The sequence below is a fragment of the Mycoplasmopsis canis PG 14 genome (genome assembly GCF_001553195.1).
GTDB lineage: Bacteria > Bacillota_I > Bacilli_A > Mycoplasmatales > Metamycoplasmataceae > Mycoplasmopsis > Mycoplasmopsis canis.
This window is the reverse complement of sequence record NZ_CP014281.1, coordinates 294757-314658: the sequence shown is the minus strand read 5'-3', so window position 1 is coordinate 314658 and position 19902 is coordinate 294757. Positions and strand designations below refer to the sequence as shown.

8 protein-coding genes are annotated in these 19902 nt (G+C 27.6%); all 8 read left to right on the top strand.

What is annotated here, in order from left to right; genetic code table 4:
- The first annotated feature begins 2 nt into the window (after positions 1 to 2).
- Positions 3 to 2657 (top strand): Ig-specific serine endopeptidase MIP, encoded by a 2655-nt coding sequence (gene mip, locus AXW82_RS01120; protein ID WP_004794802.1) that lies wholly within the window; start codon positions 3 to 5, stop codon positions 2655 to 2657.
- A gap of 80 nt (positions 2658 to 2737) precedes the next feature.
- The gene (locus AXW82_RS01115) at positions 2738 to 4717 is read left to right on the top strand and encodes a leucine-rich repeat protein (RefSeq protein WP_004794804.1); all 1980 of its coding nucleotides are present in this window, start codon (positions 2738 to 2740) and stop codon (positions 4715 to 4717) included.
- Between the two features lie 196 nt (positions 4718 to 4913).
- Complete coding sequence (locus AXW82_RS03615) at positions 4914 to 6443, top strand: DDE-type integrase/transposase/recombinase (protein ID WP_060913326.1); 1530 nt, start codon at positions 4914 to 4916, stop codon at positions 6441 to 6443.
- A gap of 420 nt (positions 6444 to 6863) precedes the next feature.
- A complete protein-coding gene (locus AXW82_RS01105; RefSeq protein WP_004794806.1) occupies positions 6864 to 7901 on the top strand; it encodes a 2-hydroxyacid dehydrogenase in 1038 nt (345 codons plus the stop codon).
- Positions 7894 to 8937: an aquaporin gene (locus tag AXW82_RS01100; protein WP_004794808.1), complete on the top strand. Its 1044-nt coding sequence runs from the start codon at positions 7894 to 7896 to the stop codon at positions 8935 to 8937. Before AXW82_RS01105 ends, AXW82_RS01100 begins: the two co-directional genes overlap by 8 nt.
- A gap of 53 nt (positions 8938 to 8990) precedes the next feature.
- A complete protein-coding gene (locus tag AXW82_RS01095) occupies positions 8991 to 9689 on the top strand; it encodes a nuclease-related domain-containing protein (RefSeq protein ID WP_004794810.1) in 699 nt (232 codons plus the stop codon).
- A gap of 2 nt (positions 9690 to 9691) precedes the next feature.
- Positions 9692 to 11827: a helix-hairpin-helix domain-containing protein gene (locus AXW82_RS01090; protein WP_004794813.1), complete on the top strand. Its 2136-nt coding sequence runs from the start codon at positions 9692 to 9694 to the stop codon at positions 11825 to 11827.
- 93 nt (positions 11828 to 11920) lie between these two features.
- Positions 11921 to 19786 carry a GA module-containing protein gene (locus tag AXW82_RS01085; RefSeq protein ID WP_223212183.1) on the top strand — a complete coding sequence of 2622 codons (7866 nt, stop codon included), beginning with the start codon at positions 11921 to 11923 and terminating at the stop codon, positions 19784 to 19786.
- The last annotated feature ends 116 nt before the right edge of the window (positions 19787 to 19902 follow it).

Here is a 19902-nt window from a genome sequence, read left to right as displayed (position 1 = left end):
CTATGAGAAAAAATACTAAAAAAATTTGAAAGTCCTTTGGACTTTTATCTTTGCCTTTTGTTTTAACAACCCTTTCTGTAAGTGTGTCTTGTGATGTTAAGAGATCAAACAATACAAATAATAATTCTACTGATAACAACAACAACAATAATAATAATAACCCTTCTGATAATAATTCTACAAATATGCAACCAAAACCCAAACCAATTGAAAAACCTAGTAAGGATATCGTAAACGGGAGCGATAATCCTAAAATAAATAACAACTGATCTATTAATGAAATAGAAACTATCAATTTAGAAGACCATGTTTTCAACAACTTTGGCCTTGCCCAACTATCTAAAAATTCAAGAAAAATTACTTTTTGATTTACATCTAATCAAGAAATAGATATAAAAACACTTTCAAATTTTTATTTGATTATAAATAAAAATGAAAAAGTAACTCTTAACTCATTAAGAAATGAAAAAGGCCTTTTTATTGGTGAGTTTACATTATCAAAACTTGAATCTGATAATATTAATATACAATTAACATATTCTAAAGAAGACAAGAAATACAATTCAAATATTGTTGAAAAAGATTTTGAATTTGAAATGGATGAATTAGGTGAGATAAGTGCTAATTTAGTTTCTTTTTCTAAAACAACAACTGATAGATTACAAATTTATCCTTCAGAATTAAAACTGGATGATTTGCAAATTAGTGTTTCCGGCGGAAATTCAAGTCTCTTTAATTATTCAATTAAATCAATTGACCATTTTATCGAACAAAAAGACCAAAAGGTATCTGATTGGCTTGGAGCTATCGGTATAATTGTTGAATTTGAAAATAAGAACAACCCTGATAGTAAAATAGTAAGAAAATTTACCTTCAACGGATTTAGAAACAACCCAAAAAACGGAACTCCTGACCATAATTTCAATATACAATTAGAACCATATGAACCTCTTGATCAAGATTATGTTATTTATTCATCTTTATCTCATAAAGACAGGTTTGATATTGAAAATATTACTTATTTAAGAGCTTTATCTAATCATTTGAAATTTAAAGGGATTAGCCCAACTGACTATCATAAAGATATTAATTTAAATTCTAAAAAAGCTATTTTAGATTTTGATAAAAAAGCTAAAGAAATCGGCGTTGATTCATATGAGTCAAGCTATCTAAAAGGTTTTACATTACCTAAATTTAATGATCAAGGAGAATTTGAAGGACTAAGTCTTTCAGAAGGCAAAGAGGTTGATAAAGCACCTGTTAGATCAGATTCTATAGGTAGAAATCAATGACGTTACAGTGGGTTAGCTAGAAATCTTGTTAACGATCATTATAAAAAAATAGCAAAACAAACATACAGTGTTGAATTTACTAATCCTAAAGATGGTCACTCTTATGGTACATTTGGAACGATGTGAATTCTAGATTTTGAGAAAAAAGAAGATGGGTCATATCCTACAAAATGATATTTTGGAACAAATTTACACGTTGCCGATGCTTTTAGAGACGATACAATTAAGGTTATGATAACTAAAATAAGAGAAGATGCTAACTTTGATAAAGAATTTTCAACAGTTAATGATGATGAAGATATTGAAAGATTTTATTTTGATCAACCATTAATTAGGCAAGGTTTAGTTAAAAAAGTTTTTCAAGCAAAAGACTTTCTTAATTCTAAGCCTTCAGATTATTTAACAGCAACTCAGAAAGGAAAATATAAAAACTTAGAAGAATATGCAGATTTTGCTGTTTTAGAATTTGATTTTAATAATATAAACTCAAGTCAAATATGGGCTTTATCAAATAATCCTTCGAGAGTTATTGATAACGAATATGACGACATTATGAATAAGCCTTCAGAATTTGCAAAATTTATAACATATAATTATGCAAATGATGAACAAAATCACATAAGATTCAAAACCACTTCTTATTTAAGTGATTATTCACAAATAGATAGACCAATGCTCAAAAAAGAAAGTGATAAAAAAGAATATTTAGGTGATAACCTTTATGCATTAGGTTATCCAGCTTCTTTTGAAGATTATTTTCTTTTAAATGAAAATGGTGATCCAATACCTAATGATGATAGGTGAGGAAATAGAAGAGAAACCAATTCTTTATGAACTAATTCTAATCCAGAATTTTACTGACATAAAAATGAATACACAAAAGAGTATAAAGATTTAGGAAATTATTTATCTTCACAACTAGGTTATAGAACTTTCACTAACAAACCTGGAGTATTAGATGCTTTCATTTCTGCAACTCATACCGGTGATGATTTCTACCAATCTGGAAATGACAAGTTAATTGCATTTGGTCTAAACTACTTATCAAAAAGTTACGTGCCTTATGGTGGATCATCAGGATCATCATTTAGGAATCAGAAAAATGAACTAGTAGGAATTTTTCACTCTGGTAATGGTGCAGCTAGAACCGGAATGTTTGCGGCTTTTAGATCAGAAGGTTTTGATTATAAAGGTTTATATGGACCGGATTATAAACTACCAGAATATGATTTAATTTATGGTGGTGGCGAAAATCAAAAAAATTCTTATCGTGAAGCTTTGAAAAAACTTTATCCAAATATGAAAACTAATTTATTCCCTCAATCATTGAATACATATCCAGAAGAGTTTAAATTCAAAAAATAGAAAAAAATGGCAAATATGCCATTTTTTTGTTTTTTTTCTTAAATTATATATAATTAATTATTATTAAATTAAGGAGAAAAATGAAAAAGAAATTAGCGGGATTTTTAATATTGTCAGCATCATTGTTATCAGTAACTTCTTGCAACATACAAAATAACGAAGTTGTTAAAAATGATAAAAATAAAACAAACACTGATGATTCCTCAAAAAATAATCAACCAGTTCTTAAATCAGAAACAGATAAGGAAAATACTTCTAAAAGACAAGAAAATATTAATCCAACAAAAGTATCAACCAGTCCTTCGAAAACAAGTGATAACAAAAAACAAAATAAAACCATTCCTACTGAAGTTATAAATAATAAAAAAGATGATAAAAAACCAACTAATATTGCAAACAAAGAAGAAAAGAAAAAAGAAATAGAGTCAAAAAATAATCCTCAAGAAAATTATTTAGAACTAAAAGATTCCGTTTCATCTTTCATAGATAAAAACTTAAAAGAACTAAAATATAAAGAGTATAAAGATCAATTGGAAAATATTATTAACGAGACATATTACAATGTTGTAACAAAACAATACATAAAAATAGACGAATATTATTCAAAACAAAAGACAGAGCTTGAAAAAATATTTAATGAAGTCAAAACAAATTACGAAAAGGCAGCAAATGTTAGTTATACCAAGGAAGATTTATTGGTTAGCGAAGGTTCTAAAAATTCAAACACAAGTCCAAATGATTATGGGCAAAGAGTTAATGAAAATATTCAAATAAATGAAGAAGCAAAGTATTTTATGAGTTTATTTTCTGTAGATTCAATTAATGATTATTACAAGCATGATTATCAAAAAGCTCATAAGGATTTCATTGCAGAAAAAACACAAGAAATATTAAATAATGCAAAAGATAAAGCGAATACCAGAATAGAAAAAATTAGAGTTATATATGATTGAATTCACTCTAATTTAAAATATGCACATAACGGAAACGTACAAGCAGCGATTGATCCTAAAATGGCTTTTGAAAAAAAATTTGCTGTTTGTGGTGGTTATAGCAATTTATATAAAGCAATGTTAGATTCAATAAATGTTAAGAATGTTGTAGTTATTGGTTGATCAGAGTATGGTGATCACCAATGAAATTTAGTTTACGATGATGAAACTAATAGCTTTTTCCATTCTGATCCAACTTGGGGAGGAAATGTTAACTTTAAAGGATCTGGTGAAGGTTTTTCAAGATGGCATAGAGCTTATCAAGTAATTGATGCACATAAGGCCATAGAAGGTTTTGAATATGAATATAATAGAGGTTTTTCTGCTTTTAGAAATATAGATACAGATAAAAAAGATTTATTAAAACCGCTTGAATCAATTGATGAAGCTCATAAAGTTGTAAGTATTTCACAAAACGTTTTAGATACAACAGAAAGACTTTACATAGGAGAAAATATTGAGAGAATTGATTATTCAGGTGGAACACATAAAGTTAAATGATTTGAAGTAAGTCCTAAAAATCAACACTTTGCGTCTAAAGATGGTGTTTTATATACAAAAGATATGCAAACATTATTGGTTGTGCCAAAAAAATATGAAAATAGCGAAATTACACTTCCTAAAACAGTAAAAATTATTGAGGATTGAAAAGGTTCAATTGATGTAGATAATTTAACAAAAATTAATGTTGAACCAGGAAATTATTGATATCAGAGTTATGGAGGTATCCTTTATAGTAATAATTTTTCAAATATAATTAGTATCCCAAAAAAAATTCATAGTACTATTACATTCCATCCTAATACAAAATTCAAAATGCATGATATTTCATTTAATAAAAATATTAAAGAAATTATCATACCTGACGGCGTCGAAAATCTTCCTGCTGACTTTTTGAATAATTTAACTTCATTAAAGAAAATTTTTCTTCCTTCATCTCTTAAAACGCTAGACGAACACGCTTTTTCAAATGTACAAAATAATAAATTTGAGATTTATTTAAGTGATAAAATGGATGAGTACGTCATAAAAATTTTAGAAAAACTTAAATATAAAGTAAAAAAATAACCTTCATTTCTGAAGGTAGTTTGACAATGAGTTACTTATAATCTCGATGTCGGCTCAAAAATATTATATAAAAAAATATCTAATTTCATAGTTATTTATCATAAGGTAAATAACTGTGTAATAACATATATTTTGAGCCACATATTAATCTCATATAAAATGAGCCTATTTAACAAGAAAGTGGTATAAGTTATTTATGAAAATAACACACAACTTATTTAAGTATAAAAATTTAACAAAATTTGAAATAAAAAAACAACAATCTTTAAAATTGATTGCTGAAAATATCGAAAAATCTTTATCTTATCTTAGCTTGATTACAAACCTTAGTTTATCAACTGTAAAAAGATATAAAAAAGTTATTAAAAGCAAAAAAGAAATTGTTGTCTCACATAAAAATAAATATCATCAAAGAAATTACAAAATAACTGATGCAGAAATAGAATTAGTCTTTAAAAATTATTTAGAAACATGTCAGTTTATTTTGAATAGAGATCTAACAAATAATCAACTTTCAATTAAAACATACTTCAATTCTGAGTATGGTTCTTTTATAAGAGAAAAAATTTCTTACAAAACTTTAGTTAAGAGATTTAATCAATTAGGTTTATTTAATATACATACAACCAAGAGAGGAAGAAGGGTTGCAAGATTATCAAAGAAAAAAACCTCAGAAGATATAACATTGATATTAAAAAATTATTATCAACAGATTAAACAAAACGAAAAACAAAGACAAGTTTTAAATCTAAAGAAAAATCTAAAATTCGGCGAAATTGTTGAGATTGATGCACAACTTGAACCATACTTGAAAAATGATAAACCATTATATCTTTATCATGCAATAGATGTAGCAACAGGAACATTGTTAGCAGCATGATTCGAAGAACAAGAAACAACATTAGGATATCAAAGACTACTAGAAATTGTATTTAAAAAGTATGGATTCCCAAAGAAAATCTATACTGATAAAAGAAGAAGTTTTTGAGGAAGCGAAAACACACAAACAGTCTTTGAAAAAGTTTTAAATAAAAAGGGAATAGAAGTACTAAGTTCATCAAATCCAAAACATAAACCACATGTTGAAAGATCTTTTAGGACATCACTAGACCAATATCCGTTACTTATTCACGAAAACGGATATAAAAATATTGATGATTTGAAGAAAAATAATGAAGTATTTCAAAATTATTACAATATCAGGAATAAAAAAATAATTTCTAAACAAAATGTTTTTCAAAAAGAGGGAAAGAAAAACGGCAATTGAGCCGTTGATTTAGAGATTAATAGAAAAGTTTTAAATGGTGTTGTTAGATACCAAGGTAAAAATTACGCAGCCTTTGATATGTATAACAAAAGAATTATCTTCCCTTATAATTCTGACGTTTTATTAGTGCATTCTTCGGATGATAATTTGTATTTTAAATATAATGATAAAAAATACTTTGCTAAGGAACCTAACGGAAAATATCTAAGTTTAACAGAAATGTGAGCTTTAGAGAAAGGATTAGATTACTCTATTCCAGCCGTAGGGAAACTAGCATTTATCCATAATAAAACAAATTCGTTTTTTAAAACTCTTGAATTATATATCTCAAAATTTAATAGTATTTCCGTGAATGCCCAAGATAGTAATCTTGAAGCTAATAAAATCATGTCCGAATACTTAAGCATACTCCGAGCATTGCACAGAAGCATCAATGATGATATAAGAATTGATGCATAATAATTTTAATATTTTTTATGAAAATTTTAAAAATAAAAATTGCTCTTTTGATGTAGGGAAATTTAGAAAAAATGCGTAAATTTATAAATTTAAAAAAGCAAAAAAATAAAAAAATTTTTTTGCTTAAGTTTTTTGCCACTTTTTTTCAAAAAAGTGCAGACTTCTATAAATAAAAAATGAAAAAACATTTAACTCCTAAATAAGGAGTTAAATGTTCAAAAATAAGCTCAAAATACATGTTATTCTACATCTAATTTCATAGTTATTTATCATAAGGTAAATAACTTTTTTATTGAATTTTTATTATTTTTAAGATTATAAAAATCAGTTATTAAAAAATGTAAATTTTTATATAATATAAAAAGATTTTAAAAAGCTGAAATTAAAATATTTTTAAAATAATTTTTTTAGGAGTTGAATATGAAAATAGCATTTTTTGATGCAAAAGACTACGATGTTAAGTATTTTGAAAAATATAACGAAGGAAGACATGAAATTACATTTTTCAAAGAAAATTTAAACTTGAATACTGCAAAATTAGCAAAAGGATTTGATGCAGTTTGTGGATTTGTTAATACATATGGAGATAAAGTAATTTTAAATGTATTATCAAAATTAGGGATTAAATATTGATTCCAAAGATCAATGGGTTACAATAAAATTGATATTGCAGCCGCAAATGAATTAGGTATAAAAGTTTTTAGAATTTTTAACTATTCAGCAGAAAGTATTGGTGAATTTGCTTTTGCAGGTTTATCTGCTTTAAATAGAAATCTAATCGAAGCAAACAAGAGAGTAGAAAAATATAATTTTTCTTTAAACGGACTTGATGGTAAATGTATTGGTAACTCTGTAGTTGGAGTTATTGGCTCAGGAAAAATTGGGCAAACATTTATTAGAATTGCAAAAGCTACTGGGGCTAAAGTATTGGTTTTTGACGCTTTTGCACAAGAAAATTTTCCTGATTTAGCTGACAAATTAGGAATTGAGTTTGTTTCACTAGCAAAATTGCTAGAAGAATCTGATTTTATCTCTATCCACTGTCCTTTATTGCCTTCAACAAAGTACTTAATTGATGAAGCTGCTGTAAATAAAATGAAGGATGGTGTCATAGTTGTTAATACTGCGCGTGGAGAAATTTTAGAATTAGAAGCAGTTATTAACGGGCTAAAATCAGGAAAAATTAAAGGTCTTGCTACTGACGTTCTTGAAAGAGAAGAAGGAAGATTTTACGAAGATGTTTCTGCAAGAATTGAAGACCTTAAAAAATTAGATCCACAATGAAAAGAACTTATTGAGATGCCGAATGTATTAATTACATCTCACCAAGCATTCTTAACAGATTTAGCATTAACACAAATTGCAAAAGTTACTTTAGAAAATGCTGACTCAGCAGAAAAAGGTATTTTTGACAATGCATTAATTATTATGGAAAATGGAATGATCAAAAATGGTTAACAAACAGAAAAACAATATTACATTAAAAAGCTCATGAGAATTTTTTAAATCATGATTTAGTTACTTTAATTTAAAAAAATCAACAAGAATCAATGCTGAAAAACCAAAAGACTTAATTACTTGAGTTATTCACGGATTTTCAGAAGTTATTGGAACAATTTTACTTTCATTATTTTTAGCTGGATTAAGTACAGTTATTAAATTAGCGAAAGCAAAACCAGTTGTTATTGAAGAATATTTAATTCACCCTGCTTTAGTAGGATTTTTCGCAGGGTTTATAGCTGTTGGAATAGTATTATTTATATTTCTTAGATGAAGTTGTGATTTAAACCCTTCAGTTACTCTAACAAGATATTTAAATGGAACAAATGATGGATGATATGCTTCATTTAAGATATTTATGCAATTTATTGGTGCATTATTAGCTGGTTTAATTATTTATGCAGTTGGAAAAAGTCAAGTTGGTCAAGAATTCGTTGCAAATATGCCAATAAACTCTATTTCAGCAGCAGACAAAGTATTTGCACCATTTAAAAATAGTTCAGTTGATACAAAATTAATTACAGGTTCAATTTGAATAGTATTTGTAGAATTATCAATTACTACAATTTTGTTAGTTCCTATATTTTCACCAAGAATTGAAGGTAAATATAGAGATACATTTATTATGGCAATTATTTCATTCAGTGTTTGAATGGGTATTTTAGGTGGAACAGCAGCTATTAACCCAGCAAGAGGTTTAGCGCAACAATTACCTATATTAATGTTCGAAAATTCAAATACACAAGGTTTCCAAGCATATACACATAATTTATTAGGTAATCTTGAAAATAATGCAACTTCATACGCATGAAATGGTGTTGTATCTGGTACTATTTCTATGTTAATTGGTACTTTTATAGCTCCTTTATTCTATATATTCTTACAAGGTTTTACTGAAAAAGTATTTAATCCTTTTGTTGTTAAAGTTATTGGATTTAAAAATTATAAAGCAAAAAACATGATTAAACCAAGTATGAATGATAAAAATAAATAAAAATCACCATAGGTGATTTTTTATATTATAATTTTAAGATAAAAGGGGCTTATATGAGTGAAAAACAATTTTTAATAGTAACAATTTTATTAATGATCTTATTTACTTTAATTTTAGTAAGTTTAATAGTGTGATATATATTATGGAAGTATATTTATGGATATAAAGATAAGAAGAAAGGTTTTATGTTTGAAGACGCCGCAAATGAAAGAATAAAAAAAATTTTAAAGAATACAAACTTTAGGTATATTGAAGGTGGTGTTTATAAATTCGAAAATCATATATATGAAGTTGATTCAATTCTTGTTTCACCTTCTTTTTTAGTAGTTGTAGAATATAAAAATTTTAACGGAAACATATCAGGTGATGCAGGAAGTAAAAAATTCTTTTTAAGTTTAAAGAAGAAAAATAAAAAAATACCTGTAAATAATCCTATTTTACAAAATGAATATCACATCAAAAATGTAATAAAAAGTTTAAATAAAAACGTTCCGTATGCATCATTAATTGTTTTACCTGATGAAGCAATAATTCAAATTAGCAATATTCCTGAACACGTTATAATTTGCAAGCTAAATGAACTAGAAGAAAAAATAAATGACATGTCTCTTTACTCTAAAGAATTACCTGAATCAATAAATATTGAAGATATTGAACAAACTATGAAAATTTTCAAAACTACTACATTGCCTGAAAAAATACATTTTAGAAATAAAATCCAAAATTCACAAAACAAAAATAGAAAGCAATAATTATGAATATAGAATCTCAAGCAATAACAACGACTAGTCAAGAATTAAAAATAACAGAAAAGCAAGTTAAAGTAGTTTTAGAAATGCTTTTTAATGGAGATACTGTTCCATTTATTTCTAGATATAGACAAAGCGCTACTGGCGGTCTTAATGAAGAGCAAATTTATCAAATTGATAAGTTTTTTAAATATTATGAATCACTTAACAAAAGAAAAGAAGTAATAATTGAAACCCTTAAAGAAAAAAATCTTTTAACGGATGATCTTTTGGTTAAGATTCAAAATACAAATATTAAAAGTGATTTAGAATCATTATACGAACCTTTCAAAGTAGGTAAAATAACTAAAGCAACTGAAGCAATAAAGCTTGGTTTAGAACCTCTTGCAAAAACGATATTCACTAACAAAAATATCAATTTTGATATAAAACTAGAAGCTAAAAAATATCTAACAAAAGATGTTGCAACCGTAGAATTCGCTATTGAGCAAGCGAATTATATTATAGCTCAATGAATATCTCAAGATCTTAATATAAAAGAGGAAATAAAACAAAGAATTTATAATTTTGGATTATTAAGAACAAAAATAAAGAAGAACGCTAATGATGAAAGGCAGAAATTCAAAATTTATTATGATTTTAGTTCTCCAATAAAATATATTAAAAATCATAATATTTTAGCCATAAATAGAGCTGTTAATTTAAATATTGTTTCATTAAGTTTCGACTATAAAATAGAAAATTTCATATCATATATTTTGTATATGATTGATAGAAGAAAAGTTAATGAAAACAATTTTAAGCCAGCTATTATTGATTCGTTAAAGAGATTGATTTTACCATCAATTGAAAGAGAAATTTTTAATGAGTTATTTGCAAAAGCTGAAACAGCTGCAATTGAAATTTTTTCAAATTCAGTAGAAAAATTACTTAATACTCCTGCAATCGATAATGTAAGATTATTATCGATTGATCCTGGTTTTAAAAACGGGTGCAAAATTGCAGCTTTGAACAAAAATGGTGATGTTTTAGCTATTGATAAAATTTACCCTCATGAACCATTTAAAAAAATAAAAGAGTCATCTGAAATAGTATTAAAACTTATTAATAAGTATGATATTGACATAATTGTTATCGGAAACGGAACAGCCTCAAGAGAAACAGAAAGATTTATTTCTGACTTAATTAAAAACAATAAAATAACAGTTAAATATACCGTTGTTTCAGAAGTAGGTGCAAGTGTATATTCTGCATCAAAAGTAGCTATAGAGGAATTTCCTGATTTATCTGTTGAAGAAAGAAGTGCAATTAACATTGGTAGAAAATTCTTAGATCCTCTCAATGAGTATGTAAAAATAGACCCTAAATCAATAGGTGTTGGTCAATATCAACACGATGTTAATCAAAAAGAATTAGATAATTATCTTACTTTTAAGGTACAAAAAGTAGTAAATGAGATCGGCGTTGATGTTAATTCAGCAACAAAGTCTATCTTAACTTATATATCAGGTCTTAGTTCAAAACTTGCTGAAAATATAGTGAAACATAGACAAGAAAACGGTGATTTTAAAGATAGAAATGATCTTAAAAAAGTTAAAGGGTTAGGAGCAAAAACTTTTGAGCAATCTATTGGCTTTTTACGAATTTTTAACACAAATAATTATTTGGACAAAACTTTTATTCACCCTGAGTCATATAATCTTGCTAAAAAAATAATTAATGATAATGGGCTAATACCAACTGATGAAGGTATTGATGTTTCGTCTTTAAACGCAGATACTTTAGCTCAAAAATATAATGTTAACATTTATGAAATAAAACTTATTTTAAAGGCGCTTTCATCAAATGTTAAACCGATCAAAAAAGACAAAACAGGATTCATTTTAAAAAGTTCGATAACGAACTTTGAAGACTTGAGTGAAGGTGAAGAGGTTATTGGAACAGTTGAAAATATAACTGATTTCGGTATATTTGTTTATATTGGTTTAAAAGAAAACCTTTTCATTCATATTAAGGATCTAAATTTAGACAAAAACACTAGTCAATATGAAGTTTTTGAGCCTGGATCAACTATAAAAGCCAACATTATTTCGATAGACAAAATTCAAAAACGTATTACTGGTAAAATACAAAACCAGTAGTGCGTTTTGTTTTTTAAAAAACTTTTGAAAAAAAAAAAAAACATATAATAGTGTTAATATAGAATATATTCAAAATTTTAAAAAGGAGAAATTATGGCCGATAAAAAACGTAAAAGAATATTAGCTGCAAGTGCAGGAATACTTTTATTAGGTACTGCAGCAACAGCTACAGCTGTTATTCTTACCAAAAAAGCCAAATTAGAAAGAGCTAAAAGTGAGGCAAATGAATCTGTTAATGCATTACCAGATGATTATTCTAAAAAGCCTGAACTAGTAGCAAAACTTAAAAAAGCTAAGACTTATGAAGATTTTGTAGCAATAGCTAGAGAAGCAAAAGCAATTTTAGCTGACCTAGCAGCCGGGAAAGAAGACCCTAAAAAAGTTGAAGAAGCAAAAGCAAAAGCCATAGAGGCTATAAATCGTTTAGGTGCTGATAATAATTTTAAAGCCAAATTAATTGATTCATTAAATAAGGGTGATTTAAAAATAAAGGATATACAAAATATTGAAAAAGAAGCAGAAAAAGAATATGAAGCTGATAGAAGTAGACGTGTTTCTGAAAATGATCAAACAGAAAATTACTTGTCTTCACTAATTAATTCAATAAAAGATAAATCTAAAGCTGCTGAATTACAAGATAAGCTTGATGAACTAAAAAACAGTTCAGATAACTCTAAAGAATTACAAGCTGATTTAAATAAATTAGCAAATATTGTTTCAGATAAAACATTAAGTGATTCTTTAAAAGAAAAAATTGAAAAAGCAATTATCACACCAAGTGAAGAAGCTCAGGCTAAAAAAGCTGAATTAGAGAAATTTGCTACTTCAAATCTTGAATCAAGCAATAGCAAACTAAATGAATTAAAAGAAGCATTGGCTAATGCTGTTGAAAATGCAGATAAAAACCCTGCGGCTGCTTTAAGAAAATTAGAAGAAATTCAAAAACAAATTGAAGAAGCAATTAAAGCTGAGGATGGCGAAAACAAATTATTAACAGCTAAAAAAGAAATGCTTAAAGAAAGAATTGACTCATCTAATCTTTCTGAAGAAGCTAAGAAATCTGAAAAAGCTAAAATTGATGCCACAAGAAATGAAAAAGAATTTGATAGAGCATCAACAAAAGCAGATGCTATTTTAAACGCACAAAAACAAAACGATATTAAGGCTGTTGAAAAAGAAATTGAAGCCGCTTTAGAAGCTTCAATGACTGCAGAAGAAATTTTAAATGTTAAAAAAGATCAGTTAAAAGATAAGATTAATAATTCAACTTTATTGCCTTCTGAAAAAGAAAAATTATTAGCTGAAGTTGAATCTTCTAAATCTTTATCTGAATTTAACACAGATAAAGAAATGATTGAAAAGCAATTAGAAAATGAAAAATCAAAAGAAAATTCACAAAAAGTTAAAGATGCTCTTGCTTCAATCGAGTCTTCAATAAATGAACAATTAAGCTCAGAAAATAAAGATTCAGATAAAAGCGCATTCGATATTAAGAAAGAAGTATTGGTTAATACAATCAAGAATTCAAATTTACCAGAATCTGAAAAAGAAAAATTATTATCTGAAGTAAACTCATTAAATAATTCTTCAGAAGAAGATTTAAAGAACTTAACTAATAAAACAAATAAAGAAGTTGCGTTTAATAACGCTAAAGATGAAGCTTTAAATATAATCAATACTTTAGAAGAACCAAAAAAATCAGAACTAAAAGAAAAATTAAATTCACTTTCAAGTGAGAATGCAAACGAAGTTCAAAAAATTCTTGCAGAAGCTTCAAATGAAGCTAACACAGAAGACAAAAAAGATGCATTAACAAAAGCACGTGAATCTGTTAGTGCCTTAGATGCATCTAATCCTAAAAAATCAGAGTTAGAAAAGTTATTAGAAAACCCTGATTCACTTTCTATTAGCGATATAGAAAATATAAATTCACAAGCAGAATTAATTTTAGATTCTAAAGAAGAAAGTCAGTTAAAACAAAACGAAAATGAGAAGAAACTTGTTGAATCATTATTAAAAGATATTCAAAATCCTGCTAAAAAAGCAGAATTACAAGCAGAACTTGAAAAAGTTTTAAATAAAAATTCAGACACTTCATCTACAATTGAAGAAGATTTAAATAGATTAGCAGACAAAGTAAAAGACACAGATAAAGTTGCAAAACTTAAAAAAGCAGTTGCGGATGCAGTTGTTACCCCTGAAGAAAAAGTTGTTGCTAAAAAAGCTGAACTTGACAAACTTGCAGAAGCATTATCATCTAATTCAAGTGAAGAATTAAAACAAAAATTAAATGATGTAGTTAATAATAATGAGTTAAGCGCTAAAGATAAAGAAATAGAATTAGCTAAGATCCAAAAAGAAATTGAAAATAAAATTATTGAAGAAAAAGGATCAAATGTTTTAATTTCAAAACAAAAAGAAATTGCAAACCAAAGAATTGATGCATCAAAACTTTCTGACACTGAAAAACAAGCTGAGAAAGATAAAATCAATGCAGCTAATACTTTAGAAGCCTTAAGTGCTGCTGAAGCAAAATTGTCTGAAGTATTAAATACTCAAGCTCAAAAAGATGTTAAAGCCGCTGAAGAAGCTATTGAAAACGAAATTAAATCACAAGCTGGTTCAAATGGTGATGAAAAACTTTTAGAAGCTAAAAAAGAAGTTCTTAAAGAAAAAATTAATGCTGCTCCAAATTTAACTGATGATCAAAGAGAAGAATTACTAGCTCAAGTTGATGATGCTACTTCATTAGATCAATTTGCTGATAACAAAGAAGAAATTGAAAAAGTACTTACTCATGAAAACAATAAAGCAGTAGCTGCCGAAGTTGCAAAAGAACTTGAGAAAATTTCTAAACAAGCTGAAGAAGCATTGGAAGCACAAATAGGTTCAAAAGGTCTTGCTAACAAAAGAATTGATGATCTTAAACAAAGTATTAATGATTCAAACTTGCCAGAAAACAAAAAACAAGAACTAATTGAAGCATTAAATAACATTGATTCTTCAAGTGAAGAAGTATTCAATAAAATAAATGAAGAAAAAACTAAAATAAATCAGGAATTAGATTTACAATCTGCAAAAGACGAAGCATTAGCAGCAGCAAACAGATTAGCTGATTCTCCTGAAAAACAAGCATTATTAGACAAAATTAATAACGGAACAATTGCGAATATTGAAGAGGCTAAAAAAGCCGCAGCAGAAGCTAAAAGAGCCGCAGAAACTAAATTAAAAACTGCTCTTGATGAAGCAAAAGGTGCAATTAACAAATTAGAAGGTGCTGAATCAGAAGCTTCAAACTTAAATTCAGAACTTATTAACGCTTCAACTGAAGAAGAAAGAAATACAGTAAAAGCAAAAGCTGAAAAACTTGTTAATGATAAAATATCTGAAGCAAAAGCAGAAGTTGCTAAGTTAGATGATTCAAATCCTGAAAAACAAAAACTTCTTGATAAAATATCTGAAGCAGAAGCTAATAAAACTTCAAATTACTCAACATTTAACGAATTATTAAAACAAGCTCAAGCAGAAGAAAGTAAAGAAGAACAGAAAAAAAGTGCTAAAGCAGAATTAGCTTCAGCTGCAAACCTTTCAGACGAAGAAAGACAAAGATTCGAGAGAGAATTAGAAGCAGCCCAAGATGCTGATGCGGTTATAGCTAAAAAAGATGAAATTGTTAAACAAAAAGAATACACCGATAGTAAAAAGTCAGCATCAGATGAAACAGAAGGTATAGAGAATGATGCTAAGAAAGCAGCACTTAAATCAGAATTAAATCAAGCAGACACTAAAGAAAAAGCAGATGCTATAAGAGCTAAGGCTCTTGAATATAAAAATAAGGAAGTTGCTAATAAAAATAAATATAATGAACTTAAAGCTAGAGTTGATGCTTTAAAAACAGCAGATAAAAAATCAGAATTAGTTCAACAACTTGAAGCAGCTTTAAGGGATAATTCTACGAATACTCCAAATCAAGATCAAGATGCAGTAAAAGCAGCATTAGATGCAATTATAAGCAAAATTGATACTGCTGCTCAAGAAGAAAATAGAGTAAAAGAAAATCTAGAGATTAAAAAACAACAATTAGAAACTAATATTGCTCAAATTACTGATCAAACAAAAAGAGCTGAATATGAAGCAGAATTAGAAAAAATAAAATCTAACGAGGATCCATCAGCTGCAACGGCATTAGCAAATGCGTTAGAGACAAAAGTTTCAACACAAAAAGCTTTTGAAACCAAAAAATCTGAAGCTCAAGCAGTAATTAATACATTAAGAACTATGAACTCAGCTAAAAAAGCAGAATTACAAAGAAGATTAGATGTAGCAACTACTGAGTCAGAAGCTCAAGAAATATTAAATGAGGCACAAACTGAAAAAGCTAGAGAAGATAATGAAATTCAAACTAAAAAGGCAGCTGTTAACGCTGCATTAGCAAAACTTCAAGATGGTTCTGAATTTAAAAATAATCTTATTTCAAGAAAAGATGCAGCTAGCCCATCTGATAGTGACGACCATAGAGAAGTTGATTTAAGCGAATTAGATGCAATTGTAACAGAAACAAATAATAAAATTGCTGAATTCAAAAAAGCAGCAAAAGATGCTATTGCCTTAACTGCGGGCTTAGAATCATCTGGATCAGATCAAACTTCGCATTCATCACTAAACACTGATGTTGAAAATGCTGATAATCAAACAGAAGAAAAATTAAAGCAATTAAAACAAAAAGCTGAAGCGGCAGTCGCTACCGAAAGAAACAAAGCTTTAGAAGCTTTAGGTCAAGTGGAAGGTCAAGAACTTTCAGATAAGAAAAAAGCTCTACAAACTTTAATTAACGATAATACTAAAACAATTACAGAACTTAAAGAATTGTTAACTAAAGTAAATAAAGAAAACGAGTTAGAAGAAAAAGCAGCTGAGTTTAAAGCTAAAGCTGAAAAAATCCAAGACCCTGAAAAAAGAAGAGAACTTCTTGATAAAATAAATAATTTAATGAATAACAGTAACGAAGATGAAAGAACTGTAGAAAAATTAAATGAAATAAATAATGAAATTACATCTGAACAAAGTCAGCAAGATAACGCAAGAGCAGCAGCTTATACAAGAGCTAAAACAGCTATTGATGATTTAACAGATGCATCAGAAAAAGCTGAGTTACTTGGTCAACTTAAAAAAGATAATGAAGAAGCACCAAAAGATGATTTAACAGTTTCTGATATTCAAGACATAGAAAGAGCAGCATTAGCATTTAAGAATTTTGAAGATAGAAAGAAAGAAGCAAAAGACTTATTAGATTCATTACCTGAAGGGAATAATGTAAGAGTTACAAAAACAGAAGAATTAAATTCATTAAATGGAAATGATGAAAGCTCAATTCAAAGAATTAATGAAATAAAATTAGCTGCACAAAATGAAAAAGATTTAATTCAAAATGCTGTTAATGAAGCTCTCCAAAAAGTTCAAAGGCTTTTAGATCACGCTGAATATGAAACAAGAAAAAACCAAATTAATGCTAAGGGTACAGAAGCTAACGAAGTAAGTAAAATTCAAGCTTTAGGTAATACTGCTGATCAATTAGCAACAGCATGAATTGATGAAAAAGCAAAATTACAAGGTTTTGTTAACCAATTACCGGAAGGCAACTCTGTTAAAGTAAGAATAACAGGTTTAATAGCTGGTAAGACTGAAGTAAATCAAATTGAAAAAGTTACACAATTAGTAACTGACGCAGAAAGTGAAAAGAATAAATTATCTGCAGCAGTACAAGAAGTTAAGGATTACATTGATTCTCAATTACCTTCTAATGCAAAAGTAGATAATAATGTTGCATCAGGTATTTTAAGTAAAATTAATATAGAGATATCAGCATTAGGTGATGATGTAAATGAAGAACTTAAAATTAAAAATCTTAAAACACAAATAGATAATGAAAAACGTTTAATTGATGAGGCTTTAAATTCTGCAAGGTCAACTTATGCAATGCTTCCAGAAGGTAATTCAATAAAAACAGCAAACGCAACATCAATGGCACAAAATTATTACGGTGATCTAGTTAATACAAAAGAAAAAGCTCAATCAATTAAAGATGCGATATCGAATGAAAATAATGCTATTCAAGAATTAATTGCTTCAATAAATGAGCAATTAAATGATGAAAAACTTAAAGATACCCATCCAAGAGAAATAACTGTTAAAAAATTAATAGCTGGTCAAGATGTTGGTAATGAAGTTCATCCTAAAGAGAAAGCTGATTTCATAAGACTTCGTGATGAATTAATTCAATTAAATAATAATATTAAGGAAGCAATTAGATTAGCTCAAGAAGAAATCAATAAACTTCCTGAAAATAATTCAGATAGAGTTCGCTTACAAAACTTACTTAATTCATTAGATGTTGATCACGATGAAATTAATGAAATTAATGAAAAAATTAAAAATGTAGCTATTCAGAAAAATAATGAATTCACAATTAAATATAGTTTAATTGAAACATCATTGCAAGCACTCCCTGAAACAAATCCAAGACGTATTGAAATTAATGAATTAATTACAACTGAAGGTAACAAATTATCTAATGCACTTCTTAGAGAAATTTCTGATCTAGAAGAAATTAATACAGAATTAACTACACTAAAAAGTGATTTAGATAACGCATTGCAAGAAGCGTTAAATGATGTTGACAATCGTTTACCTGATCGAAATGATTTTAGAATAACACTTGAAGAAAGATTAAATAACAAGGGTGCTGATGCCGATACTGTTGATGAAATTAATAATTTAAGAGCAACAATTGCGGTTGAAGAATCATCGTTAAATGTAGCTATTCAAGCATTAAATACCAAACTTGAAGACCTTCCTTTAGATAACGGGTTCAGAATAGAGAAGAAGCAAATTGCAGATATTTCTCTTAAAGATCAAACTGTATTAAATAACGTACAAGATATAAATGATATAACAGATAGTATTGCTGCAGAAATTGCAAAAGTAGATAATACAAGAATGGAATTGGAATTTGGAAAACCTGTTGGTGATGAGTCGTATAATAATATTTCATTTAATTTAAATGAAGATAAAACATCGGATTCAGATAATAAAACATGAGCAGATACATCAAGAAATATTTACAATGTTTTACCATCCCTTGAAAACAATCATAGTTATAGAAATATAAATACCAATACCCAAGATGTAAGTAATACTGATAAAGTATTAGAAGGTGTTAACACTTATGAGTTATATAACAATGGTGTAGCTACTGGTAGAAGATATATTATCCACGGTGAACAAGCTAATTCAAATAGTTTACAAGACAGTGAATACGTTACTTTAAGAGGACATTCTAATTTAAAAAGTGTAAGAAATTTAAGTTCGCCATTATACCCTGACAGTCTAGAAAATATTGTTGATGGAAGAGCAGATCAAGGTAATAGATGAGATAATTGATCAGATTATAATGGTAATCAAGAGCATAACTATGTAACTATTGCGAAAAGAAATGAAGAAGAAGATATCTTTGGAAAAATAGACATTTATTTTGTTTTTGGTGGTTATTCAGCTAATGGATTTCAAACATCTATACCTAAAGAAACTAGAATATCTACTTCGTTAGATGGTGTTACCTGAACAAATGTTCAAAATCAAGATTATGCATTTGATACTGATTGATTTTCACGTGTTAATAACACTAACGGAACAGTAAACCCTAATGACTTAAAACGAGAAACAGGTGCAAGGCAAGGAACAGGTAATTTAAATGTTTCTTTCAACGTTTTAAGTGTAAAAATTAAATTTAATCCTGTTAAGGCAAAATATGTTAGAGTTTCATGGGTTCCTGCTATAGATACCACAAAAAGAACTGGAACAGGTAAACAATTAATTGGATTTACTGATATGATTTTATACACCATTAGAAATAAGACAGAAACTGGAGCTTATAGAACGGTTTATCCATCACTATTTTAAAATAATATTAACACAATTTCATTTAACTACAACGGTACAAGCAATAACCAAATTTCAAACGATGTTACTAATTTTGAGAATATAATCCAAAAGGATAATTTTGATTTATCTGATTT